General features: G+C 57.8%; 33 protein-coding genes, 1 tRNA gene and 2 pseudogenes. 26 read left to right on the forward strand and 10 right to left on the reverse strand.

Annotated features, from left to right (window positions below):
* Position 1: 1 nt before the first annotated feature.
* From OBACDRAFT_RS24780 to OBACDRAFT_RS01440, 4 genes are all read left to right on the forward strand, one after another.
* Positions 2-676: a hypothetical protein gene (locus OBACDRAFT_RS24780; protein WP_081721746.1), complete on the forward strand. Its 675-nt coding sequence runs from the start codon at positions 2-4 to the stop codon at positions 674-676.
* A gap of 205 nt (positions 677-881) precedes the next feature.
* A complete protein-coding gene (locus OBACDRAFT_RS27765) occupies positions 882-1,184 on the forward strand; it encodes a hypothetical protein (RefSeq protein WP_064499813.1) in 303 nt (100 codons plus the stop codon).
* Positions 1,138-1,665: a hypothetical protein gene (locus tag OBACDRAFT_RS01435; RefSeq protein ID WP_157836867.1), complete on the forward strand. Its 528-nt coding sequence runs from the start codon at positions 1,138-1,140 to the stop codon at positions 1,663-1,665. Before OBACDRAFT_RS27765 ends, OBACDRAFT_RS01435 begins: the two co-directional genes overlap by 47 nt.
* 27 nt (positions 1,666-1,692) lie before the next feature.
* Positions 1,693-1,956 carry a hypothetical protein gene (locus tag OBACDRAFT_RS01440; protein WP_125069562.1) on the forward strand — a complete coding sequence of 88 codons (264 nt, stop codon included), beginning with the start codon at positions 1,693-1,695 and terminating at the stop codon, positions 1,954-1,956.
* Here the strand turns inward: OBACDRAFT_RS01440 and OBACDRAFT_RS27770 are convergent.
* Complete coding sequence (locus OBACDRAFT_RS27770) at positions 1,893-2,447, reverse strand: hypothetical protein (RefSeq protein ID WP_125113660.1); 555 nt, start codon at positions 2,445-2,447, stop codon at positions 1,893-1,895. The genes OBACDRAFT_RS01440 and OBACDRAFT_RS27770 overlap by 64 nt on opposite strands.
* Positions 2,448-2,674: 227 nt before the next feature.
* Between OBACDRAFT_RS27770 and OBACDRAFT_RS26120 the strand changes: the two genes are divergently transcribed.
* The 19 genes from OBACDRAFT_RS26120 (at position 2,675) to OBACDRAFT_RS01540 (ending at position 13,670) form a co-directional block, all read left to right on the forward strand.
* On the forward strand, positions 2,675-3,442 hold the full coding sequence (locus OBACDRAFT_RS26120) for a DNA cytosine methyltransferase (RefSeq protein ID WP_081721747.1): 768 nt from the start codon (positions 2,675-2,677) through the stop codon (positions 3,440-3,442).
* Positions 3,443-3,854: 412 nt separating this feature from the next.
* Positions 3,855-4,700, forward strand: a complete 846-nt coding sequence (locus tag OBACDRAFT_RS01460; protein WP_043582288.1) for a hypothetical protein — start codon at positions 3,855-3,857, stop codon at positions 4,698-4,700.
* Between the two features lie 98 nt (positions 4,701-4,798).
* The gene (locus tag OBACDRAFT_RS01465; RefSeq protein ID WP_043582290.1) at positions 4,799-5,068 is read left to right on the forward strand and encodes a hypothetical protein; all 270 of its coding nucleotides are present in this window, start codon (positions 4,799-4,801) and stop codon (positions 5,066-5,068) included.
* A gap of 36 nt (positions 5,069-5,104) precedes the next feature.
* Positions 5,105-5,497, forward strand: coding sequence for a hypothetical protein (locus tag OBACDRAFT_RS27775; RefSeq protein ID WP_157836868.1), 393 nt, complete (start codon positions 5,105-5,107; stop codon positions 5,495-5,497).
* 158 nt (positions 5,498-5,655) lie between these two features.
* Positions 5,656-6,498 (forward strand): hypothetical protein, encoded by an 843-nt coding sequence (locus tag OBACDRAFT_RS01470; RefSeq protein WP_125069557.1) that lies wholly within the window; start codon positions 5,656-5,658, stop codon positions 6,496-6,498.
* A complete protein-coding gene (locus OBACDRAFT_RS01475; protein WP_043582294.1) occupies positions 6,495-7,064 on the forward strand; it encodes a hypothetical protein in 570 nt (189 codons plus the stop codon). The genes OBACDRAFT_RS01470 and OBACDRAFT_RS01475 overlap by 4 nt, the downstream gene beginning before the upstream one ends.
* Before the next feature lie 14 nt (positions 7,065-7,078).
* A complete protein-coding gene (locus OBACDRAFT_RS01480; RefSeq protein WP_043582296.1) occupies positions 7,079-7,450 on the forward strand; it encodes a hypothetical protein in 372 nt (123 codons plus the stop codon).
* Complete coding sequence (locus OBACDRAFT_RS01485) at positions 7,447-8,025, forward strand: hypothetical protein (protein WP_052360828.1); 579 nt, start codon at positions 7,447-7,449, stop codon at positions 8,023-8,025. The genes OBACDRAFT_RS01480 and OBACDRAFT_RS01485 overlap by 4 nt, the downstream gene beginning before the upstream one ends.
* 48 nt (positions 8,026-8,073) lie before the next feature.
* Positions 8,074-8,766 carry a hypothetical protein gene (locus tag OBACDRAFT_RS01490; protein ID WP_043582298.1) on the forward strand — a complete coding sequence of 231 codons (693 nt, stop codon included), beginning with the start codon at positions 8,074-8,076 and terminating at the stop codon, positions 8,764-8,766.
* A 40-nt stretch (positions 8,767-8,806) separates the two neighbouring features.
* Positions 8,807-9,277 (forward strand): hypothetical protein, encoded by a 471-nt coding sequence (locus OBACDRAFT_RS27780; RefSeq protein WP_043582300.1) that lies wholly within the window; start codon positions 8,807-8,809, stop codon positions 9,275-9,277.
* Positions 9,274-9,762: a DUF1353 domain-containing protein gene (locus OBACDRAFT_RS24785; protein ID WP_052360829.1), complete on the forward strand. Its 489-nt coding sequence runs from the start codon at positions 9,274-9,276 to the stop codon at positions 9,760-9,762. The genes OBACDRAFT_RS27780 and OBACDRAFT_RS24785 overlap by 4 nt, the downstream gene beginning before the upstream one ends.
* A gap of 5 nt (positions 9,763-9,767) precedes the next feature.
* A complete protein-coding gene (locus tag OBACDRAFT_RS01505) occupies positions 9,768-10,127 on the forward strand; it encodes a hypothetical protein (RefSeq protein ID WP_043582302.1) in 360 nt (119 codons plus the stop codon).
* Positions 10,128-10,131: 4 nt separating this feature from the next.
* The gene (locus OBACDRAFT_RS01510; protein WP_043582304.1) at positions 10,132-10,791 is read left to right on the forward strand and encodes a hypothetical protein; all 660 of its coding nucleotides are present in this window, start codon (positions 10,132-10,134) and stop codon (positions 10,789-10,791) included.
* Positions 10,778-11,899: an uL14 family ribosomal protein gene (locus OBACDRAFT_RS01515; RefSeq protein WP_043582305.1), complete on the forward strand. Its 1,122-nt coding sequence runs from the start codon at positions 10,778-10,780 to the stop codon at positions 11,897-11,899. Before OBACDRAFT_RS01510 ends, OBACDRAFT_RS01515 begins: the two co-directional genes overlap by 14 nt.
* Before the next feature lie 24 nt (positions 11,900-11,923).
* Positions 11,924-12,337 carry a hypothetical protein gene (locus tag OBACDRAFT_RS01520; protein ID WP_157836869.1) on the forward strand — a complete coding sequence of 138 codons (414 nt, stop codon included), beginning with the start codon at positions 11,924-11,926 and terminating at the stop codon, positions 12,335-12,337.
* A 2-nt stretch (positions 12,338-12,339) separates the two neighbouring features.
* Positions 12,340-12,585, forward strand: a complete 246-nt coding sequence (locus OBACDRAFT_RS01525; protein WP_043582309.1) for a hypothetical protein — start codon at positions 12,340-12,342, stop codon at positions 12,583-12,585.
* On the forward strand, positions 12,533-12,727 hold the full coding sequence (locus OBACDRAFT_RS01530; RefSeq protein ID WP_043582311.1) for a hypothetical protein: 195 nt from the start codon (positions 12,533-12,535) through the stop codon (positions 12,725-12,727). Before OBACDRAFT_RS01525 ends, OBACDRAFT_RS01530 begins: the two co-directional genes overlap by 53 nt.
* Before the next feature lie 76 nt (positions 12,728-12,803).
* Positions 12,804-13,040 (forward strand): hypothetical protein, encoded by a 237-nt coding sequence (locus tag OBACDRAFT_RS01535; protein ID WP_157836870.1) that lies wholly within the window; start codon positions 12,804-12,806, stop codon positions 13,038-13,040.
* A 156-nt stretch (positions 13,041-13,196) separates the two neighbouring features.
* Entirely contained in the window at positions 13,197-13,670 is a 474-nt protein-coding gene (locus tag OBACDRAFT_RS01540) for a type II toxin-antitoxin system VapC family toxin (protein WP_232766514.1), read from the forward strand.
* 148 nt (positions 13,671-13,818) lie between these two features.
* Here the strand turns inward: OBACDRAFT_RS01540 and OBACDRAFT_RS01545 are convergent, their stop codons facing one another.
* A complete protein-coding gene (locus tag OBACDRAFT_RS01545) occupies positions 13,819-14,235 on the reverse strand; it encodes a hypothetical protein (protein ID WP_157836871.1) in 417 nt (138 codons plus the stop codon).
* 98 nt (positions 14,236-14,333) lie between these two features.
* Here OBACDRAFT_RS01545 and OBACDRAFT_RS27785 point away from each other — a divergent pair, with 98 nt between their 5' ends.
* Positions 14,334-14,567: a hypothetical protein gene (locus tag OBACDRAFT_RS27785; RefSeq protein WP_157836872.1), complete on the forward strand. Its 234-nt coding sequence runs from the start codon at positions 14,334-14,336 to the stop codon at positions 14,565-14,567.
* Positions 14,568-14,575: 8 nt separating this feature from the next.
* On the opposite strand, the gene OBACDRAFT_RS01550 is transcribed toward OBACDRAFT_RS27785, so the two are convergent.
* Together OBACDRAFT_RS01550 and OBACDRAFT_RS01555 are read right to left on the reverse strand one after the other, a co-directional pair.
* Positions 14,576-14,923, reverse strand: coding sequence for a hypothetical protein (locus tag OBACDRAFT_RS01550; protein WP_043582317.1), 348 nt, complete (start codon positions 14,921-14,923; stop codon positions 14,576-14,578).
* Positions 14,920-15,087 carry a hypothetical protein gene (locus OBACDRAFT_RS01555; RefSeq protein WP_157836873.1) on the reverse strand — a complete coding sequence of 56 codons (168 nt, stop codon included), beginning with the start codon at positions 15,085-15,087 and terminating at the stop codon, positions 14,920-14,922. The genes OBACDRAFT_RS01550 and OBACDRAFT_RS01555 overlap by 4 nt, the downstream gene beginning before the upstream one ends.
* A 1,198-nt stretch (positions 15,088-16,285) precedes the next feature.
* Between OBACDRAFT_RS01555 and OBACDRAFT_RS01565 the strand changes: the two genes are divergently transcribed.
* On the forward strand, positions 16,286-16,564 hold the full coding sequence (locus tag OBACDRAFT_RS01565; RefSeq protein WP_043582322.1) for a hypothetical protein: 279 nt from the start codon (positions 16,286-16,288) through the stop codon (positions 16,562-16,564).
* A 4-nt stretch (positions 16,565-16,568) separates the two neighbouring features.
* Here OBACDRAFT_RS01565 and OBACDRAFT_RS29140 read toward each other — a convergent pair whose 3' ends face one another.
* Positions 16,569-16,814 carry a hypothetical protein gene (locus OBACDRAFT_RS29140; RefSeq protein WP_043582323.1) on the reverse strand — a complete coding sequence of 82 codons (246 nt, stop codon included), beginning with the start codon at positions 16,812-16,814 and terminating at the stop codon, positions 16,569-16,571.
* Between the two features lie 144 nt (positions 16,815-16,958).
* Here OBACDRAFT_RS29140 and OBACDRAFT_RS31160 point away from each other — a divergent pair.
* Positions 16,959-17,588: pseudogene (locus tag OBACDRAFT_RS31160) on the forward strand (tyrosine-type recombinase/integrase); the annotation flags it as partial.
* Between the two features lie 210 nt (positions 17,589-17,798).
* Here the strand turns inward: OBACDRAFT_RS31160 and OBACDRAFT_RS01575 are convergent.
* The 5 genes and pseudogenes from OBACDRAFT_RS01575 to OBACDRAFT_RS31165 form a co-directional block, all read right to left on the reverse strand.
* Positions 17,799-17,883, reverse strand: a tRNA-Leu gene (locus OBACDRAFT_RS01575).
* Between the two features lie 113 nt (positions 17,884-17,996).
* Entirely contained in the window at positions 17,997-19,175 is a 1,179-nt protein-coding gene (locus OBACDRAFT_RS01580; protein WP_232766516.1) for a helix-turn-helix transcriptional regulator, read from the reverse strand.
* Between the two features lie 181 nt (positions 19,176-19,356).
* Positions 19,357-19,827 (reverse strand): flavodoxin domain-containing protein, encoded by a 471-nt coding sequence (locus tag OBACDRAFT_RS01585; protein ID WP_043582325.1) that lies wholly within the window; start codon positions 19,825-19,827, stop codon positions 19,357-19,359.
* 106 nt (positions 19,828-19,933) lie between these two features.
* Positions 19,934-20,329 carry a hypothetical protein gene (locus tag OBACDRAFT_RS01590; protein WP_043582327.1) on the reverse strand — a complete coding sequence of 132 codons (396 nt, stop codon included), beginning with the start codon at positions 20,327-20,329 and terminating at the stop codon, positions 19,934-19,936.
* A 118-nt stretch (positions 20,330-20,447) separates the two neighbouring features.
* Positions 20,448-20,813: pseudogene (locus tag OBACDRAFT_RS31165) on the reverse strand (hypothetical protein); the annotation flags it as partial.
* Positions 20,814-21,027 lie beyond the last annotated feature (214 nt).

Consider the following 21,027-nt stretch of genomic DNA (forward strand, 5'->3'; position numbering starts at 1 on the left):
CATGAAAGACACCCCCACCATGAGCGACGAAATGGACGCGTGGAAAACACGGCAAATGGCGAGGATGGCCGCGTTGATGCCGCCGCCGCGTCCGCCGCGAGTCCCGACTGTGCCGGGCACGTCAGAGCCTTTGCCGTGCGTTTTTTCGGACGCCGAATTGGATGTAATTTGGCCGAAACTACAAAACGTCACCCCACGCATGATGTCCTTTGACGCCCGTTTTCTGCGCACGGATCGGGAAACGCTGACGACAAAAGGCAAGGCCATCGTGCACGAAATCGCCCATCGTTACCGTCGTCAGATTTTCGGAAAGGCAAGCCGGACCTGGCACATCGCGGACACCGTCGAAGCGTTTCAGAAATGGGCAAACAGGCGGATAGCGGAAAATATGTCTCCCCTTTTTATTCCATTAAAACGCGAATTTTTTGAGGCGTTTGAACGTGGAAAAAAAACGGCGGAATACCGGCTGTATGGACCGCGTTGGAATGAGCGGACATGCCGCGTCGGGCGTGCCGTTGTCCTTTCATTTGGATACACACACCGCAGATTGTGCGGTGAAATCGTGCATTTTTCGACCTCGGCAACCCCGCAACTGCTGCCCGGATGGAACGCCTGTTATGGCGACACACACCGCACCGCCGCCGTTATCGGCATCACGGTTTTGCGTAACACCTGATTCTGACAACGGAAGTTCGTATATCATCATGAAAGGGAAAACCCGCACAGAGCATCAATTCCGCCGTCGCGTTGGCCGTTGGCTGTCGTATCGGCGCAGAGGATTTCCCGCGAAGCTGGCGTGGAAACTGTCTCTCGAACCCATCCGCGTTTATTCCGCCGCGCATCCCCATTTTGAAACGCTGCCTTAACCGTTTCCCCCCTTTTTGCCTTTTCACCATGAGCACAGAAAACGAACCTATAGCTGGAGAAACAAAGGACGCAAAAGGCGTCCCTTTCGATTCGGCGCGGCATCTGCCGCGCCCCAACTCAAAAACGGGCTGCTGGATGCCCAAGAGTCCGGGCCGAGGCCGGAAACCGGACGCTGTCGTGTCCCCCGCCTCCATCCCGACACCGCCGCCCTCCTCTGCGCCGATTACGGACGCGCCGCCCTCGCCGCCGCCCTCGGCATCCGTCGAGACCGTGACACCGGATGTCACTCCCCCGCCCCCCCCTCCGCCGTCGTTTGACGACATCGAAGCAGCTGCCGACCGCGCGCCAACGCCCGATCCCGAACCGGGCGCGGATGCTGGCAACGACGCACCACCGAACAAAGGAGCGGGGGACGCCAAAAGCTCGCCGGATGATTTGGCCCGCGTTGTCCAAAAGGGCCTTTATTTGGCAACGGGAAAGGCACTGGGAAACATGAAGGCCGCAGTTCCTCCTGCTGACCAAGACAAGGCGTTACACGATATGCTGAGCGCGTTTCTCCGCTGGCGTAGCATACAGGTGGTGGGATGGCTGGCTCTTGGGGTTGGTCTGATCTCCTATTTCCTGCGCGACGAAATTTTTGACGCGATAAACGCGATGCGGAAAGGCAAACCCGAACCGCGCCCGGTGACACCCATCGCCGCCCCCGTCACGCGCCCCGTGGCGAATCAACCCACACAGCCAACAGGCGGAAGCGCCTTTGATTCGCCGCCATTCGATCCGCTTGGAGGCCATCTGTAAAACGATCCAGAACCTATGATTCCCCCCATGTCACAACCCATGCTCAAACTCACCGGCGTTTTTGTCGGTATCATCGCCGCCGCGTGCGTAGTTGCCGCCCTGATACCCGCGCTCTGCGCCATCATTGCCGCCCTCGGCATCCTGTTGCCGTCCGTCGTGATTCTGATGCTCGCATGGCCCATTATCTGGCTTTCCCGCGCCTGTTTCGGCCTGCCGTGGTCATGGGACTACGTTTGCGCCAAAATCCGCGAAATGCGCGAAAAGGCCAAACCGGAGGATGCCGGGTCGTGATCGAAAAAATCGAAGAGGGAGAGGAACCGCTGGGCGTAATCGTTGGCGGTTCCAAGTGCGGGAAAACGACGCTCGCTCGCGTGCTTGTCGTGATGATGTGGCTGCGTTACGGGCTTCGTTCCATCGTTTTTGACCCCTTTTATTTTAAACACAATTGGGGGCGGACTGCATGGGTAACGGGCGATCTGGCGCGTTTTAAAGCGGCGGTCACAGGGACACGAAATTGCGCCGTTTTCTGGGATGAATCGACTACCACGTTGCGAAAAACGGCAATGGATGACGTGGCGTTTTTCACGCAAATCCGCCACCTCCACAAAGCGTGTTTTACCATTGGGCACGATTTCACCTGCATCTCTCCAACGATGCGCGGCAACCTTTCTGAAGCGTATGTTTTCCGGCAATCGGGCAAACGCGCACTGGATTGGGTTGACCTTTTTGCGGACGAAGAAATGGCGGAAACGGCCACGCTCCAAAAACGCGAATTTATCCATAAGGTGGCGTTCGAGCCGATTGTGCGCCGCTCCCTCACACGGGCGGAATTGGCCAGCCTTCCCCGCTGATTATGCAATCCGCTGAGATTTTGTGTGACATTGCCGGCGTGACGGGCCCTGGGTTTGTCACAGTCTGGTCAGTCACGGATGCCGTTACAATCCGGAGTGTGACTGAGCTGGAGAGCGTCACAGCCGGCGAGTCACGCCGGTGAAACCGTAACGGCGCCATGTCACACCCGGACCTAGTTCTTTCCCTTTTTCCCGGAGCGGATTTGCTTGGACGCGGATTTGAGGCGGAGGGTTTTTGCGTGGTTCGCGGGCCGGACCTCGTGTGGGGAGGAGACGTGCGCACGTTCCACGCGCCGTCCGGTGCGTTTGGCGGCATCATCGGCGGGCCGCCGTGTCAGGATTTTTCCCGCGCGCGCCGAACAGCGCCAACGGGCAACGGACTGGCGATGCTGGCGGAGTTCGCCCGTATCGTTGGCGAGGCGCGGCCCGATTGGTTTTTGATGGAAAACGTCCCCGGCGTCCCGCCGTTCGATGTTTCCGGCTACACCGTCCAGAGATTCAACCTTAACGCTGCCGAATGCGGATGCCGCCAGAACCGGCTGCGCACATTCCATTTTGGTTCGTGTGACTCGACGTCGCTTGTTTGCGATCGAGCGGTCACAACTTTCCCGACATTGGAACCGACGTGCATGGCGACAGAAGCCGCTCGCCCGGATCGACGCAGATTCCCTGACTTTTGCGAGTTGCAGGGACTCCCCCGCGATTTTGACCTGCCCGGCCTGTCCCTCGCCGCGAAATATCGTGCGGTGGGCAACGGCGTACCGGTACCGATGGCTCGTGTGATCGGCCAGGCTGTGCGGAACCGCATCGCGTCACAGTCCATTCGCCTGTGTGCGTGCGGATGCGGCCGCCCGATCTCTACGCGGCAAACCAGCGCCACGCCTGCGTGTCGCAAACGACTGGAACGGGCGCGGCGCGGCGTGTGATGTGGGGAGCTCTGCTCGACTCGGCGTTTGTGGTGGGTGGTTCCCCCTCGCTGGCGAGGGGGGAAGGGGGGAGGGGAGGGGGGGAATGCGTTTGTTCGTGCGATTCCCGACGTTTAGCGACGCTTTCGTGCGTTTTCCGACGTTTAGCGACGTTTGTTTCTTTTTGCCGGTTCGCAACGGGGGAGGGGGGGGGCGGATACAAGGGTTTTAACACGAACCCGTGTAACAACACCAAACGAACATGATCAAAAACATTATCATCATCACTGTCTCTGTCATCGCCGGAGGCATCGGGGCGCTCTTTTTCGCGGCCCGCACAGTCAAAGGAACCAAACTCCTGACCAAATTCGCCAAGTAAGCCTAACGGCCCGGCACAACCGCAACTGTATCAATAAACCCGTTACAAGTCATCATGCCACTCACCATTGAACCCATCTCCGTCGAGAGCGTTTCGCCCGGCGGCAACGCCACGCACAGTCTGCGTTGTGACCGCCGTTATCACCAAATGCGTTATCGCACGTTTGTGAACGGTGTCGCCACGCCCGTCGAAAACGTGATCAACAAGATCATCGTCACCGTAAACCGCCAAGAGCGTCGCAACCTTTCTGTGCCGCGCATCCGAATGATCAACGCGGTCAACTTATTTTCTGACCCCATCGACACTGTGACCATGCACTTTGCCGAGCCTTGGCAGGAAGGCTATGAAGCGGCCACCCGCACGGCATGGGATCTCGCCGGAGCACAATCTGCGGAGGTGACGCTTGATCTCAAAGGACAGGCCGCCGGGGCTGTCGTCGCCATCGAAGCACTCATGGTCTATGACATGGGTATTCATCTGTTCGATACAGATGGTAAGATCACTGGCACCGCTGGCACTCCCGTGTTTTTCAACATTCGCCATGCCACGCAATCCCACGCGTTGGTTGACGGTGAGTTCACGATTTCGGACAAGACCGTTCGACAGAACATTTGTCGCCAATTTTTCTTCGCGCTCAACGACGACGGCGAACATCTGAAAAAGGTGATCGTCCGCGCAGACGACAACCTCAAGTTCAGCGCCAATCGCCAAGAGACGAAGGACATCATGGCAGACTATGGCATGAATTTGCTCGACGACATCCCCTTCGTCATTCCCTACGACCTGAACGGACGGACGGAATGCCTCTACGCTGGGAAATCCATGACAATGGAAATTCACAGCCCTGTTGCGCAGACCATCGATCTGCTCAACGAGACGCTTCACTTCTCTTGGAACTAACCGGCCCCATTTGCCCAGAGGCATAACCCGCAGTGACCCCCCGCCCGCGTCGTAGCCCATGACGCGGGCGGGAAACTGCACAACTAGGAGAACCCGTCATGGGAGATTTTTTCAAAGACGTATTCAGCGGCATTAAAGAAGTGGCCACGGCGGTGACACCGCTGGCGCAAACCTACTTGCAAACCGACGCAGCCAAAGACGCAGCGAAAGCCACCCAACAGCAACAGGCCGCCACCCAACAACAGACCGCGCAACAACGCCAGACCTCGACTGCCTTGGACATGAACAAGGTTCTGTTGGTTGTCGGAGGTCTTGTCACATTCGTGATGCTCGGCCTCGGAGCAGTCTTGATTGCCCGTCGCAAATAACACGCGGCGAACACGCACAAGTAAGGGAACCACCACATGAGCATGTTCGACATCGCCGGTAGTAATTCGTTATCCAGTCCCAACACGATGGGAGCATCGGTTGGGGCCGGAACGATTATTTTCGGCAACAAAAACACCGGGAGCGGTTCCCAATCGGGAGCCATTACTGCCACTCCCAACGTTTCGACGGATGGCCGCATGGGGGTGGATGCCACTGCTACTTCTGCCACCTCAAAACAAGGCTCTGCGCAAGCGGTCACAAGCAGCGAAAACGCCTTTGCGGGCCTGTTTTCAGGTCCATCACAGACGGCATCGCTCCCTAGCTGGATGCCTTGGGTGGCAGTTGGAGGCATGGCGATTATTTCCATGTTTATTCTAATCTTCGCCATCGTGAGCAACGGCGGCGGAAAACGGAGAGGGCGCAAATAATGGCACTATTCGGAAGCAACAAAGCCGACAACTCGACTAACGCGAACGATCATAGCCTTACGCAGGCAACCGACTCAATCGGCACCTCTGTCAAAGGCGGTCAAGGGGCGACTGCGCAGGATGACGCCGTATCACAGGCAGGGGGACATCATAATACCGTGGATCAGTCGGTTAGTCTGGCTGACAACACCGGGAGCGTCGGGGCGTTCAAGGGCAACAATAACAGTATTGCAATAACCACTACATCAACCGATCACGGCGCGGTGGGGGCTGCATTCGATTTCGGCAACAACGCATTGGAGTCGAATACGATTATTGCGGGGACATCGTTGCAATTGGCGGATCGAGTGGCACAGACCGCACTTGCTCAACAAAAAGCCTCGGACGAAGCCGCCACATTGACCACGAGGCAAGCCATCGCCGCGAATGAGAGCGTATCCAGTGACGCGATTTCCGGCATGAAAGACATGGCCTCGGATGCCTTTGATTTTGGAAATGCCGCCCTACTCAACAACAGACTCGCCAGCCAATCGGCATTGGCGTTTGGCTCGGATGCGCTGGACGCAGTTCTTGACGCAAACGACACCGCCAACGCGCGCGCCTTCCAATTTGCCGGTGGCATCGCATACGACGCGATGGACAAGGTGGAAAACGCCACCCAGTCCGCGCAAAGCTACATGTCAGACGCGCTCGACAATTACCACGTTGCCACGCTGCAAAGCATGAACAACGCGAGACAGCAGTCTGAGAATGCGAATGCCCTGATCGATAGCACGCTTGGCAAGTTTGCGCAAAACCAGACCCCCGCCCTCGCCGAAAACAAGACACTGTTGATCGGTGGAATCGCGCTGTTGGGAGCCGTTATTTTGGGAAGTCTGGCGAGCGTTGCGATGGCAACGCGCCGGGCGGCGGCGGCCTCCTCAAGACCCGAACCGCGCAACGTTACTCCCCCCGAACATCGTCCAGCACCTACTGTCAGGCGTAAGAAATCCAAAAAATGAATACGAGTGCCAGCACTATCGTCACAGTAAACATCCCCCAAAATAACCTTGGTTTTCTCAACCGGGGCGGGCGGTATCTGCAAATCGTCAAGGCGGTAGGACCGATCCTAGTCAAAATTGATTCTACCGATGAAAAAGAACTTCTGTCGAAACAGGGGATACACTTCCCGGACGGATTTGATCGGGCGACATTCCGCACACCGGACGGACATGCCGCGCAGATTCGCGTTTGGGTCGGGGACGATGAATTTATTGACCGCCGCGTTGACCAGAAAGAAGCGCGAAGTGTGCCGGTGAACGTCTGCCCGGCAGGGAACATTCCACCTGATGGAAAAATCGACCTGACCGGCGAGGCCACGGGCAACCGGGATCAACGCAAAAGCATCATTATTTCCAACATGGACCCCGCCATTGCCTTGGAACTCCAAGACGCGGACGGCGTGTCATGGGGCATCGTGCGTGCAGGCGAGACAATCAGCCATGTCACCAGCGAATTTATTCGTATCAAGAATCCCGCTACCGCCGCCGTTCAAGTGCGCATCGCTGAATTCTGGTATCTGCTCTAACCGCCCTCGTCGCCATGCCCGATCTTATTTACGAAACCATTCTCGACCTCCCGGAAAAAGAAGCTGCCGCACCCGGCGACTACGTCGAAATGAACGGACCGGATGGCCCGTGTCGCATCGCTGCGCAAGCCCTCGGCGGCGGATTCGCCCCTGTGCTGGTATCCACACCCATTTCCGCTGGTGCATCCGCCGTGATTGTCGAATTCCCCTCCCCTTTTGCCGCGCCTCCATCGCGTATCTTTTGTTCCATTACCAAGCCCGAAAACGGCGATAACCTTTGGGCAAACCCAGTTGCCGAGTCGATCACGATGTACGGCTTCACCGTCGAACTCTCCGGCCCGCCATCCATCTCCGGGCACATCCTCGTTTGCCTCATTTTGCCATGACACGCATTCTCTTCATTTTCCTTTTTGTGGCAGGCGCGGCGTATGCCGCCACACCGATCAAAGACGCGAAACTGACCGGGCAGACTGAAATCTCTGGCACGCTGACCGTGCCAGAGGGAACAACGGTCAACGGCTTGGCGCGTGCGCCCAAGTTCGCCATTTTCACTCTTCCGCTCGGAGCCAATTTTACCGATTTCGAACTCAAGGCCACGGTTTCGAATTTCGGCGGGCACTCGCCGTTTACGGATTTGTATCTGTATTATCATTCGCCAGACCCCGCGCGCGTGGCAGTGTCAGGCCAGACCGGGCCGAAACCCACCGTGTTTTTCACGGATTCGGGCTGGACCGACCGCCGCCGCTGGCGCAGACAGTCCACCACTGAAAGCATCTACGCGATGCGCAGTTCTACCGGCGCGACCATTGCCGCTGCCATCGTGGTTGTCCCCGTTGATGTAACGATCCGGCCAGACAACCCGAACCTCGTTTGGAGTTATCAGAGGATCAGCGGCGGTTCCTACGAAAACATTTGGACACCAATCGTGCCGACTTGGTCACTCGTGAAACCCACCCCCTGACAATTTCCGGCCAGAATCAGGCCGGTATCCTAACCACCACTACACATCATGAAAAAGATCATGCTCCACATCATCCCGGCTCTCGCCCTTGGCGCGAGCCTCGCATTCGCGGCGGCCCCGGCCCCCGCTCTCACGCCTGCGCAACAGGCCATCGAACTGCAAAAGCAGGGCGAAGCCATCTACAAGGCGACGCAAGGCAAAGGCTATGGCGAATGGCGACTCACCAACGATGCCGCTGTCTTTGCCCTCGCCCTGCCCAACATCGCCGAGGTTGCGGAAGCCGCTCCGGGCGTTGCGTCGATTATCGTGCGCAACTACGCTGGCAGGCTTGCGCCGAATTCAAAGCATCCCATCACGCCGCTCCCCGGCGTGCCGGACGTGAAGGAACTCGCCCGCGAGTATTCGCCCACGACATTCATCAGGTCGTTTGCGACGGCGGACGAACTCGCCGCAATCCCTGTGACGCCGAATAACCAGTCGCATTTTGCCGTCGCCGCCAAACGACTTGGCGCGCCGGAAATCGCCACCAACGCCCGCAAAGCCGTCCTCGGAAAAGGCGTGATGGAACGCGGATATCAACGATGGTTTTCCAACTACGTCGCGAGCCTCCCCGTTGACCGCGCCATCGCGCTTGTGAAAGCCGAATCCCGCGCCGCCAACTCCCTGCCCAAGACCGCCGCTCGTGACGCATGGCTTGAGGAACTGATGACGATCCTGTCCGTCTCGGAACGGGTGAAATAAAAATCGTAGTAAGAAACCAACTACACACGAAACACACGCCATGCGAACGCTCCTCATTGCATCCTTGCTCATGCTCCCCGGCCTGCTTGCGCTGGCCGATCTGCCGCCGCAACCGACGATGTTGGAGCGCCTCGCCCGCGTTGAGCGGCTGCGCACGCCCCCGGCTGCGCAACCCGCCGTGGACGCCCGCCCCGCCTGCACACAGGCGGAAGCGCCCCCGCCCGCCGTGGAGACGGCCCCCGCCCTTGTCGATGCCGCCCCTCCCCCCCCTGCCGTGGTTCCGCCCGTGTTGCCAGAAGCGCCGGTCAACCCGCTTTTCCGGCGCAGTGACCGAATCTCCGACCTCATGGCGAAGGCCGGGCTTGCCCGCCCCGCCATCACGCCCCCCCACGGCACGCCGCTTGGCATCATGGCCCGCCAGATCGACTCGTTTGAGCGCCGTCGCGGTCCCGACCGCGCCGCCCTCGACCGCCTCAATTATTTTCGCGCCCTCGCCGCCGAACAAAAATGACTGCCGCACTCGTCAAATTTCCACGATCCCTCAAGACCAAGACCATCCTCGGTCAAGACCGTGCGCTGCTACTCGCCGCGCCCTTTGCGTTCATCTCGGACACGCACGGGCGCATTGACCTGCCCACCGGATTTTTCACCGACCTTGCCAGCATCCCGCGCCTCTTTTGGCGCGTGTTTCCGCCCGCTGGTAAATACACCGCCGCCGCAATCATCCATGATTTTCTCTACGCCAACCAATCAACGGAAGAGAACAAATCCGACAACATCCTCCTCACGCGTGCGGAAGCTGACGCCATCTTCCTCGAAGCGATGGAAGCCCTCGGAGTGAACTGGCTGACCCGGAGCACCATTTACCGCGCAGTGCGCATGGGAGGGGGGGGGGCATGGCGCGACAATTACAGCAAACGCACCGGACTGCCCTATCCATCAAAACCCTCCGCCCGTCTCCCCGATTTTTACCGTCAACGTCACGTTAAACGATAACCAAAATGAAAACAGTATTCACCATCGCACTACTCGCCGCGCTCGCCGTCCTTTCCGGCTGCGCGGCCTTTCAAAAAACCAACGCCGGGGACGCCGCAACGCGCCTCCAGTTTTCCACGGCTGACGGGCGACACGTTGAGCTTGTCCTTCCGAAAAACATGGCTGCTGAAAAGCTGGAACTTGTCGCTGGAGATTACATTTTGCGCGCCGACTCCCTCAAAACCGACGCATCAACCGTGATGGACAGCGCAGGGGCCGCAAATGCCGCGCAAGCGCAGTCCCTCGCTGAGATGACGAAAGTTGTCGGTGGTCTTGTTCCCCTCGCCGTCAAAGCCGCTGCCGAAAGCGCCATTTCGATGCCGTAACCGCATGGTCTTTTCGCAGACACAGATTCAGCGCATCCCGACTCCCCTCCTATGGGTGGGGGGCAAACGTTACACGCCGTATCTGCGCCCCCTCGCCACGCAACGCGCCGGGCTCACTGGCGTGCTGTACGTCCCCGTCACGCGGATTGACGCCGCCGAGGCTGCCACGCAACACGCGGGCCTGTTGCCTGTGGTTCGTGCCACGCAAGCGGGCCGCATCCGCATCACACAGGCCGGACGCATCCGTGCCACGCATTACGGCGCTTACCTCCGCCCTCCCTCCCTTGCCGCTGCCGAGACTGCCACGCAACACGCGGGCCTGTTGCCCGTGGTTCGCGCCACACAAGCGGGCCGCATTCGCATCACGCAGACCGGACGCATCCGCGCGACGCATTACGGTTCTTACCAGCCCTCCCCCTCCATCGCCGCGCACGAGAACGCCACGCAACGCGTAGCCTTCACCGCATTTGTTTACGAGGGGGGAACCGAAACCGCCGCCATCGAATCCGCCGCGCAACGCGCCTCATTCACGGGCGCGACAAGCCAGCCAGCCGGGCATTATGTATCCAGTCACACGCTACAACAACGCGCCGCCTTCACCGCATTTTTCTACCAAACCGAAACCCAAGCCCAAGCCGTCCCCTCACCCGATGAAAACAATTGAAACAAAACTCGGAGCCTCCATCCGCTATCGGATCGAAGTAATCAACCCGGACGGCATGCTTGCCGACTCCCGCCCGTGGAAAAAAAACCTCATTCTGGACTGGGGACTAAATGCCATCGCTAATTACCGATGGAACGAAGTCACACGCTATGCCGTTGCCGGAACCGGTGCGAAACCCACCCGACGCGACAGCGCCGCTGTCACCTTCACCCAAACGGCTAAGACAGTTACCGCCTCCGCTGGCTTTTTCGAAGCTGAGGACGCCGGGCGTCTCCTGAAATTAAATACAGGGGAGGAACTGCGCATCGAAGCCGTCCCCGATGCCGTTACTGCCACCGTCAAAACCTCCCGCGAATCCGCCGAGCCGACTCCCGGCACCATCTGGTATGTCAACCAAACCGGCCATGAAACCGAAGTCATGCGCACGGACACCTATGGGAATGCCGCTGACGACAACACCGTGGTCCTCATCAACGGCAGCGTCGTCATGAAACGCACCTACATCTTTGCCCCCGTCACCCAGCAACGCACCATCCGGGAAATCGGCTGGGCCTTGTACTCTGATTCCGCCCTGTTTGGCCGCGATGTTCTTGCCGGGGCCGGGGTCACGCTCGTAACCGGCCAGCAACTCAAGGTTGTGCTGGAACTCGACATCGCCGTTTCACCGCTCGCCCCCGAGCCTGCCGGGCCGTTCTGGCAGGCGGGAATCAGCGGACAGGCGCAGTTTGAAAACCTCAACTGGGGCCATCGCTTCCACCCAAGCGGCACATACAATTATTACATTCCGGTGTTTTTGAGCGATTCTCTGGACGCCTTCAAACAGCCCGGTCTTGAAGCGCAGGCCGGGGCTCTGACCGGCACGACCAAAACCGTTGAGCCCGTCCGCGCCGCCTACGTGTCGGGGAGTTTCCAATACACTTACCGCGCAAGTTTCCAACTCAATGACGGCAACCTGCCCGCCGTCCGCTGCTTTGGGTTTGGCTGGTGGGATTACCAGACCTTTTACCCCATTTTCCGTATCATCTTTGACCAGCCCCAAACCAAGGACAGTGACCACACGCTGACACTCGACTTTGAAATTTCTTGGGGACGCGTATTGATTAATTAACTACGAATAAAGGAGACCAAAACGATGACATTGTGGACAAAGATAGTCGGCTGGGCCACAGGGACCACAGACGCGCTCCAAGCGCAGGAAAATAACGCAGCGCGAATGGCGGGAATCGTGGAGCGGCAACAAGAGGACGGCCTGATCACCGAGACAGAGGCCGCCGCCAACATAGATGCCATTTTCGGCAACGTTGTGACTGGAACCAAGCTGACGTCCACGATGGCGGAACGCGTCCCCTCCGCAATTGCTGAGTCCGTTGAGGAACTCCCCGTCCGCATCAACACCGCAATCGACACCCTTGGGAAGGGCATTCTCGGCAGCATCCCCGTCTGGCTTCGCTGGGTGATCGGCGGAGCCATCGTCGCTTACGTGTTCGTGCTGATTCGCCCTTACCTCCCGACACCGGCACCAACACCGAAAAAGAAAGCCAAGTAACCATGCTCGCGCTCCTCCGCATCAAACTTGCCGACTACATCGCCGCTGCCGTGCCCGTGCTGGCAAGCATCACGCTCGACCACCTCAACGGCGTCATTGCCGCCATCGGTGGGCTGCTAGGCATCGCCTATCTCCTGTGGAAATGGAGACGCGAGGCCATGCCCCCCCCCTCCCCCCCTCTCCCAATTTCTCGCCATGAAAAAACGCACCAAAGCCAAGGGAACGAAACGCCGCATCCCCCTCGCTAAACCGGCCACGCGCAAACGCGCCGCCGCCATTGTTGGACGCGCGGGCGGCTACGCCACCGCGAAGAAACGCGCCCGTCGCAAGCGCGGCAACGTTTACACCCTCGCAGGCCGCAAAGTCTCCCGCCACAAAAGAGGGAAGTAACATGCGTTACCTTAACTCCTATGTTGCCGCTTGGGCTGGGGCATTTCTCGCGGCAATCGCCCTCCCTGCCATCGTCATGCGGAAAATCAGCGGCGGCGCAATGTCATGGCTGGCTGCAATTATCGCCGCAATCGCTGTGGTTGGCGTGCCGACTGTGTTGCGCGGGCAGGCGATTAAATACGACGGGCTCGGCCAGCCAGTGAATCCGACGCTGAACAGGCTGTTCGGAAATTGGAAAAAAGCCTATGGTATCATAGGCGGCACGCTGTTTGCCATCGGTGCGCTCTGGGCATGGTCCAGACGCAAAAAATGAAGCCTGCTCACCTATTCGCCGTCCTCGCCGGATTCGCCGTCGTCGCAGTCGCAGGCTGGACAGCACGGCGAAACCTCTCACAGTCTGCGAATATGAGCACTGCAACCATACCAAAACCAGCCAAGCGGCGAATCAAAGCAGTCCCCGGCAATCCTTTTGCCGGTCTGGAGCATCTGGCAGGCAGCGTTTCTCTCCCCACACCCGGCACCTCACGTGAGAAAATCCGTAATCGTCTCAAAGCCAAACATCATCGTTGATGCCGGGCCGCTAGTAGCGATGCTCGATGCCAGCGAGGAAGCCAATGCTTGGGCAACCCAAGCCCTGTTTGGTGTCAATGCGCATTTTTATATCGCTTATCCCGCGATTGTCGAAGCCTGCCATCTGATCGACAATCATCCGCCTGCACTGGCAAAGTTGCGCCGGTTCACATCCCGCATGGAGGTTATCCCCCCCGAACCCGATCACGTGTTTGCGCTGATGGAAAAATGGGCTCCGCGTATGGATTTTGCCGATGCGTGCGCAGTGATGCTCGTAAACCGCTACGCAAACGCCCATGTCCTGACTACCGATCACGACGATTTTTCCGCCTATCGAGTTCCCTTCGCATCCCCGAAAGGCGATTTTTACTAAGGCGTTTTCCGCCCTGTATCCCGGCCCGCCTGACATGGCGGGCTTTTTTGTGTGACTGCTCGATCACAGTGGAATGCCGGCGAGTCACAGGCCGGCGGGTGTGACTGACCAGGGCGTGACAAGGCTAGGCCCCGTCACGCCGGCGAAGTCACGGTTGGGCGGTTTTGCTTCCCCATGACCGGTTGTGCCCATAGAAATTCCAATCAATGCCGATAAACCCCATTGCGTCTATTCGCTTCCAGATGGCGGCGCGTTCATCGGGAGGATAAGGCTCACGATCAATGTAATCCTTGCTGGCGATTAACGAGACCCGGCCAGCGCGGATTTCATCAAGGGCAGTTGCCGCTTCCGCCTCCCCCTTGAAGTAAAGGGACCCCGTTATCTCTCGGTTTTGGGAGGAAACGGAAATGGCATTGCCGACAATCGATAATGCAATGTCATCAAGGCTTAATGGCGTGCCGTCGAAAACGATAAGAGGACTTTCTTTTTTCTTACTCATTTGATGGGTTCTCTGGTTATTTCTTGGATTGGTGATCTTACTGTTGGTTTGGTTGAGTTTCGACAAGGGGGACGGAATGTCAAAAGGCAAGGCCTGACCCGAATGGCGCTTAGTTAAGCCACCTCCTCGTTGAAAACCAGTGACTTCCCCAACGCATGAAAACCGTGAAAACCATCCAACCTTTTGAGAGGGAAAATTCCACTGGAAGCCATGCCGACATTAAGATCGATTCATGCATTGGAAATTGCCTCTCAAAACAACGGGGAACGCCCTTAACTAAGTGCCATTCAGGCCTGACCCTGTCCGGCTGTTTTATCACGGCGTCCGTCTATATCTTGGGCATTGGTATTTATGGCACTGCTTTTGTCCGCGTGGTTCGGTGGCTCTGGTTGGATTGATGGTTTTGTCATCCGTTGGTCCTCCGATTACTTTTTTCGAAGGCGGTCACACGCTTTTCCAGCGCTGTACCCCTGTCGTTTAGACCGGATAACTTTATTTGATTCAGAAGCTCTTTACGTGTTTTTTCACACCATGATATCAGCTTTTTTTTCTGTGCTGGAGATAGTGAGGGGGCTGCAAAATCGCGGGTCCGCGTAACAATGATTACGTCATCGAAATAGGAGATCGGACGGTTTTCAGTGAGCCTACGGAATTCAGCCATGGTTATCCCCTCGTCTTTTATGCGCTGGGCGATGGCTTGGTATTCTTGTGTCAAAAGGTTCTTTGCTTCGGGGAGCCTGTTAGGGTTGCTCATGGCGTTTTTTCGTCGGAGTCAGTTTTGTCGGTGGGTTTGGTTTTCTTGTTCGCTGGATAAAAACCCCCGATGGCGACCATCGCGGAATCAGCAGGCGAGATAGGTTTCGCCCCCTCTGCATCCCATTTTTCGAGGATGAGCGCGGCGAATTTGCTCTTGCTCATGTTCAGCGCGCTGGCGCGTGCGGAGATTTTGGCGATCAACACCTTGCGGCATTGGACGCTTAAGACATCGGAGTGTGAGGATTTGCCCATAACCCCACCAAAATAATCAATCATATGGCAGAATCGGCAGAAATGGCTTGCACGGCATAAAGATTATAGACTCCATGCCTCAGTTCCTTGGAAACAGCACGGAAGCTTTGAACAGGTGAAGCAGCCCCCTCGACGGAGGGGAGAAGAACGGAGTTCGAGTCTCACGCCGTGTGTTTCAGAGGAAAAAAACACGTTTTTTATGGGCCAAAAAATCAAATCATCCCCCCGCACAGGAACACGCGCCAAAGCGCGTCCGACCACCTCCCGGCGCATCACAGAGCGAATCGTGTGCGTGGTAATCGGAAAAACTCCTAAGCTGACGGAGGCACAATGGGCCAAAGCCCGCCGCCGGTTCCTCCGATCTGAGGCAGAGCGGATTGCCGCACAATTAGCCCCTGCCCCCCATCGATTTTGGACAATCACCGTGGCACAGACGAGGGTGCCTAGCTTCAAGGCATATCAATCGATAATTAAACGGCTGCATGATTTGTTCAGAGGTATCGGCCATATCGACATCCAATTTTCCCCGGTGGCCCCGTCGCCAAGCGACGGGCAAACGGCCCAACCAGCCACCGGGGCCTGATTTTTTCATCTGTAACCAATTTTCCACTACAATGAACATGGGCCAAATAATCGAAGAAGTTCTCCACAGCATGATTCCCATCACACTGGTGGGGATTACGTCACTGCTAATGATCATCGTGTTAGCACCACTGTTCTGGTGTGGGAAAAAATTGCGGGACAAGGTTTTTGAAAGATGGCCTAACATAATGGAAAATAACTACATAGGAACTGCCATAATCCTGAGCGCCGGAGTAGCGGTATTTATGGTGGTACTCATATTGGCGGTCCCGCTGACGTGTCTATGGGCGCTCGTTTTATCGCACTGACGTATTTGATTTTACATTACAAACCATGCTTCCCGCGCTAATTAAGACCTCAACCCCAACCCAACTTTCCTCGGTGGCCCCGTCGCCAAGCGACGGGAAAACGGCCCAACCAGCCACCGGGGCCTGATTTTCCCGCCCCGTCCGCTGTCTCGCTCCTTGGTTGGAACGAGCGCGGACGGAGGCGGATCAACAAAAACCAAGATCAACCAACCAAGATCATGAGCACACAAACCGAACTCCCCCCCGTTGATGAAACCGCCAACCTTAAGCCGGTCGGCTTTACCAGTGGTCCCTTCACTCTGTTTGCGACGATCAAGAAATCGTCCAAATACTACCGCCAAGGCTTGGGCGATGACAACAAACCCTATGCCTTTAAAATCCGCCAGATCGACGATTTTGGGGATTACCGTTTTCACGGAAATTCCAACCAATATCGGGCGGAAGATTTGATATTCTGGATCAAAAAGAGTGACGGCAAATTCACCCGGATCAGCTGACATGCTAAGCTACGTTTTTCAACGCGTCCAAAAGGGGAAAAAATCCGTGTTGTGGTCGGGGCGTTATCGCATCGAAAAGGGGCAACCTTACAAAGAGGTTGCCCTTGGTTTGACGGACAAGGCCGCCGCCCGCGCCAAACTCCAGCAGATTGTGATTGAGGCGCAACGCGAGGCGGTGGGGTTGCTTCCCCCGCGTCGCTTGCGCGATGCCGCCGCCGCCCCTCTCGGCAAGTTGCTGGGCGAATTTCATGCCGATTTGCTGGGGCAAAAACGCACGGTCCCTTATGCCCGTGTAGTGTGTTATAGGATACGCGAGATTGTCACTGTCACCAAGTGGTGTCATTTGTCCGACATCACACCGGAGAGCTTCATGGCGTGGCGTGCGCAGACGGACATGGCGGCGAAAACGCTGAAAGAGTATCAGGCCGCCGTGAACGCGTTTTTGAATTGGCTTGTAAGGTCCGACCGTATCGAGCGCAACCCGCTCGCCAAGGTTCGTCGTCCTGACACACGCGGCAAAGCCGTTCGTCCATCGCGTTCGTTTACTTTGGACGAACTTGCGGCACTTTTTGCCGCCGCCAAATCGACTTCACACCGCATTGCGTTCATGCTGTTGGCTTACACAGGCCAGCGGGTGAAGGAGATTCGCTTGCTGGTATGGGGTGACTTCACGTTTGGAGCAAAACCGTTTGTCCTGATACGCGAGACCTCCACCAAGGACCGCAAAAAACGTCCGATCCCGTTGCATCCGCGCCTAGTCGCCGAAATCGAAGCATTCCGGCCTGCCGACGCCCGGCCCGATCAACGCGTTTTCCCGGCAGACGAGAATTTTCCCAAATGGGAGGATTCCGTTGCAGCGTTCAAGGCCGCTGGAATCAAAAAGACCGACGATCTAGGGCGCACCCTGCACTTGCACGCCTTGCGCAAGACGTTTCAGACGCTAGGCGTGAAGGCGGGCGTCAACCAGCGAGCCGCACAGGAATTGCTAGGCCATACCGATCCCCGTTTGACGGCTGGTGTTTATACCGACGTTGCCGCCCTCGAATTGCATGGCGAAGTGGCAAAGCTGCCTTGGCCGGGGGAAAACGAAAAAACACAGCCAAGCGGAGTAGTCACACAAGCCCACACAAACAGGGCAGTCTCTGACGTGCTCTTTGAGTTGATAACTCTTTTACAAGGCCCTGATATTCAGGGGGAATTGTCACAATTAACTGCTAAGCAGCTATCTCTGAAATGGTGCTCAGGAAGGGACTCGAACCCTTACGCCTTTCGGCACACGCCCCTCAAACGTGTGTGTCTACCAATTCCACCACCTGAGCAAAATTTGTTAAAGAGGAACGCGGAATAAGAGGATTCCACTTCCGACTGTAAAGACACTTTTGCGTTTTTTTTCACTTTCCTTCCGTTCCTCGGAGAACGTCCGCAAAACGCATCAACGGCGACGGTGTTTGCCGGGCGGATGTCCAAATCGGGCGCGGAAGGTGTGGCTGAATTGACCCAGGCTGGAATAGCCCACCGCCATCGCCGCTTCCGTAACATTACAATCACCGGCCTCCAGAAGTCGTGCGGCATGTTCAATGCGGATGCGACGCAGATAGCTGGTGAGAGGTTCGCCCAACTGAGTCGTGAAAAGATGACTGAGATGTGTGGGGCTTATTCCAACAAGACGCGCAATACCTGTCAGGGTCAGGGGCTGGGCAAAGGAGTTTTGTATGAACGCCATGGCGCGTTCCACTGCGGGATGCAGTCGAAGAGGGGCCGGGGCTGCCGGGTCTTTAGCGGGTGCAGTGGAGGATGTTCCGGGGTGGTGGATGAGCACGAGGAACTCCAGCAGCTTGGCTCCATACCAAAGCGTTTGCATCGGCCCTTTGGGTGCGGTGCGAAGCGAGAGTATCAATGATTGCTGATCGGATGTGAGGGGGAGGGGGCCCGACGTGGGCCAGTTGTCGGAAGTAGAATGGGGTGTGCCGGCGGGCGGGGATGCGGGAGATGGCGTGGTGTGGCCAAGGAGCGTTCGGATGGTGTGCATCGCATCCATGCGGAAACGCCAAAGGAAAAAATGCGCGGGTTGCGAACCGGTCCGGGTTATCTGCAGGTCGGGTTCGGCCACGAAGGCAACAAACTGATGACGTGAGAGCACGCATTCGTCAGCGCCAGCGTCGATGGTGGCAGTGACGTCCGAGTCAGCAGTGAGACCACGCGACGCGGACAGAATGGGTTGCGATTGAGGGAGGACTTGGGACGCGCGCGCGCGGCTCCATCGACTGGCACCCTCGATCTGGATGGCGATGAGATAGGTGGGAACTGCTGGCGTGATCGTATCGCCCCCCACGGGCGCCGCAGTCTCCACGTTATGCATGGCGAGTGTGGCGGGCATGGAGGCATCGTTGCTGAGACGACATTCCTCCAGTTGGTGGGCGCCGTCACCGGCGCGAGCGAGAATGTGGCGTTGATTTTCGGAGGCAGGCACTAGATCGGTGACAAAGAGATGCACGCCGATCGCAGACGGGGTGGGGCGGAGTCCGTGATCGGCACAGAATGCTCCGGGTTGAGGAGGACCGGATGGAACCGGTTCGAAGTCATCAAAATACTTGATGAACGATGAGGACAAACAGGATACCCCAACCAAGGGCGAGGGTAAGCCCGAAGACGAAGCGGAAGGTGTCGCCTGTTGTCCACATGATGAAATGGAGACCGTGATTGAGATTAAGGCCGTGACGTGGTGCGTGACGGATCGGTGGAATCAGCGTTCGCGCGCACGGTTTAAACCCGATGAGTGCAGCGGTGGGCGGTCAGGCCGAAGCGGTTGCCTGACGGGCTTCCACGAGGGCGGCAAAGACGCGCGACTCCCATTCGGTGTAGGCTTCCTCGAAATCGAGGTCTGCTTCGGCGCGCTCCAAGAATGGGCGGGAACCGAGCGCGACGAGACGTTCGTCCAGATTGCGGGCAAAGGCGTTGAAGTATTGGTAATCGCGATCGCCGAGGCCAAAAACGGCATGGCGCAGGGCCGAGAGATCGACCGTGGCGGAGGTGAGGTCACCATAAAAACTTTCGGCGTCGGAGGGCGGTTCGCCATCGCCCCAGGTGCTGACAACGAAGATGGCAAACGGGGCATTGGCGGCGAGATCGTCAGGCTTGGCGTCGGCAAGGTTGACCAGGTTGACGGTCCAGCCATCCGCAATGGCCTTGTCCTGGGCGCGGCGGGCCAGCATCTCGGCGTTGCCGGTCATGGTCGCGTAATAGATGGTAAGGTTGTTACTCATATGTTTTTTGATGTATCGTTTGTGGTGGGAAATTGGATACGTCGTGCCGGCTGGTGACGGTGCGGCGCTCGTGGCGGGTTGTGGTGTTGTGGAGAGAAGGGAACGGTCAGCATGAGGATTTGAAGGCGGCTTGGAGGAGATTGCGCCAGCCGCCGGCATCGAGGGCGGCGGATGCGGGGCCGATGGAAAGGAGCGAGCCGCCATCAACACCGATCAAATGTAGTTCGCCTTCGGATACGGAGAAGTCGGCCGCGAGTCCGGCAATGACGGGAAGGATCACCTGGATGACCGCGCCTTCGCCGGAGAGGACGAGCAGACGGTTGTCGAGATCAAGTTTGCGCGGACTAAATTCGCAGCATTGACGCGCTCCGGGAGTGTCGAGCGCGCAGTTGAGACGGAGCCCCTGGTCGATGATCGAGCGGAGCATCGTGGCGAGTGTGTCGATGTCGCCGTCGATGGGGCGGGCCGTGCGGGGCGGGGAAATCTGTTGCAGGTTGCGCAAGGCAGCGCAGGGGGTCAGGGGCAGGGGGGGGGGGGAGGGGCACTTTATCCGCGCGCCACTCTTCCAGCAGATGCATCCAGCGTGTGGCGGAGGCTCCGGCAGGGGCGCAGATTTGCAAAAATTCCGTTCCAGACTGGTCGTGGATCGACACTCCTCCCGGCGAGCCACAGCAGGGGCAGTTGCGAGCCCGGCCGAAAACGCGGGTCCAGTGGGCGGTGTGCAGATGTAGCCGGTTGTTGTCGGCGCTGGCATTGAGACATGGGGCATCCCAAATAAAGTCGGGCAGCGTGCTGCGGGAGATAAAGCGTGCGTGACGGTGCCGGGTTTGGATCACGACTTCCCCGGTGGTCCGAATGGTGTCGATCAGGGCTTTCCAGTTGGGAATGAGTGGGATGCGTTTCCCGCTCGCGTTTGGCGCAACTTGGACCGACAGGGAGATCGGTTGGAGCGAACGGCGCCAGGTTGTCGAAATGCGAGCGAGCATGGATTACGTGTGAAAACAAGACTCAGTCTCAGATCAAGAGCGAAATAAATCTTCATAAAAATCTCACTGGCAGGCAGCGATGCGCGACATGCCAGACAACAGGGCAGACAACAGGGCGGCAGCGCGGCAGGCAGCATGATGGGCTGCGTGACGACCGAAATGGGAAACGAAATGGATGCGAAATGGAGAAAAGCGGCTTGCCCCTCCGGCGCTT

Origin of the sequence: Geminisphaera colitermitum TAV2, assembly GCF_000171235.2 — a bacterium.
Classification (GTDB): Bacteria; Verrucomicrobiota; Verrucomicrobiia; order Opitutales; family Opitutaceae; genus Geminisphaera; species Geminisphaera colitermitum.

Coding starts and splice junctions, on each gene's coding strand:
- OBACDRAFT_RS01465 (WP_043582290.1), top strand. CDS start 4,799: ATGGGAGATTTTTTCAAAGACGTATTCAGCGGCATTAAAGAAGTGGCC.
- OBACDRAFT_RS01505 (WP_043582302.1), top strand. CDS start 9,768: ATGAAAACAGTATTCACCATCGCACTACTCGCCGCGCTCGCCGTCCTT.
- OBACDRAFT_RS01565 (WP_043582322.1), top strand. CDS start 16,286: ATGAGCACACAAACCGAACTCCCCCCCGTTGATGAAACCGCCAACCTT.
- OBACDRAFT_RS01555 (WP_157836873.1), bottom strand. CDS start 15,087: ATGAGCAAGAGCAAATTCGCCGCGCTCATCCTCGAAAAATGGGATGCA.
- OBACDRAFT_RS01480 (WP_043582296.1), top strand. CDS start 7,079: ATGCCCGATCTTATTTACGAAACCATTCTCGACCTCCCGGAAAAAGAA.
- OBACDRAFT_RS27770 (WP_125113660.1), bottom strand. CDS start 2,447: ATGGATAAATTCGCGTTTTTGGAGCGTGGCCGTTTCCGCCATTTCTTC.
- OBACDRAFT_RS01515 (WP_043582305.1), top strand. CDS start 10,778: ATGAAAACAATTGAAACAAAACTCGGAGCCTCCATCCGCTATCGGATC.
- OBACDRAFT_RS01520 (WP_157836869.1), top strand. CDS start 11,924: ATGACATTGTGGACAAAGATAGTCGGCTGGGCCACAGGGACCACAGAC.
- OBACDRAFT_RS01460 (WP_043582288.1), top strand. CDS start 3,855: ATGCCACTCACCATTGAACCCATCTCCGTCGAGAGCGTTTCGCCCGGC.
- OBACDRAFT_RS01475 (WP_043582294.1), top strand. CDS start 6,495: ATGAATACGAGTGCCAGCACTATCGTCACAGTAAACATCCCCCAAAAT.
- OBACDRAFT_RS01530 (WP_043582311.1), top strand. CDS start 12,533: ATGAAAAAACGCACCAAAGCCAAGGGAACGAAACGCCGCATCCCCCTC.
- OBACDRAFT_RS01550 (WP_043582317.1), bottom strand. CDS start 14,923: ATGAGCAACCCTAACAGGCTCCCCGAAGCAAAGAACCTTTTGACACAA.
- OBACDRAFT_RS01510 (WP_043582304.1), top strand. CDS start 10,132: ATGGTCTTTTCGCAGACACAGATTCAGCGCATCCCGACTCCCCTCCTA.
- OBACDRAFT_RS01525 (WP_043582309.1), top strand. CDS start 12,340: ATGCTCGCGCTCCTCCGCATCAAACTTGCCGACTACATCGCCGCTGCC.
- OBACDRAFT_RS29140 (WP_043582323.1), bottom strand. CDS start 16,814: ATGAAATTCGCCCAGCAACTTGCCGAGAGGGGCGGCGGCGGCATCGCG.
- OBACDRAFT_RS24785 (WP_052360829.1), top strand. CDS start 9,274: ATGACTGCCGCACTCGTCAAATTTCCACGATCCCTCAAGACCAAGACC.
- OBACDRAFT_RS01440 (WP_125069562.1), top strand. CDS start 1,693: ATGTCACAACCCATGCTCAAACTCACCGGCGTTTTTGTCGGTATCATC.
- OBACDRAFT_RS01535 (WP_157836870.1), top strand. CDS start 12,804: ATGCGGAAAATCAGCGGCGGCGCAATGTCATGGCTGGCTGCAATTATC.
- OBACDRAFT_RS01485 (WP_052360828.1), top strand. CDS start 7,447: ATGACACGCATTCTCTTCATTTTCCTTTTTGTGGCAGGCGCGGCGTAT.
- OBACDRAFT_RS01585 (WP_043582325.1), bottom strand. CDS start 19,827: ATGAGTAACAACCTTACCATCTATTACGCGACCATGACCGGCAACGCC.
- OBACDRAFT_RS27780 (WP_043582300.1), top strand. CDS start 8,807: ATGCGAACGCTCCTCATTGCATCCTTGCTCATGCTCCCCGGCCTGCTT.
- OBACDRAFT_RS24780 (WP_081721746.1), top strand. CDS start 2: ATGAAAGACACCCCCACCATGAGCGACGAAATGGACGCGTGGAAAACA.
- OBACDRAFT_RS01490 (WP_043582298.1), top strand. CDS start 8,074: ATGAAAAAGATCATGCTCCACATCATCCCGGCTCTCGCCCTTGGCGCG.
- OBACDRAFT_RS27775 (WP_157836868.1), top strand. CDS start 5,105: ATGAGCATGTTCGACATCGCCGGTAGTAATTCGTTATCCAGTCCCAAC.
- OBACDRAFT_RS26120 (WP_081721747.1), top strand. CDS start 2,675: ATGTCACACCCGGACCTAGTTCTTTCCCTTTTTCCCGGAGCGGATTTG.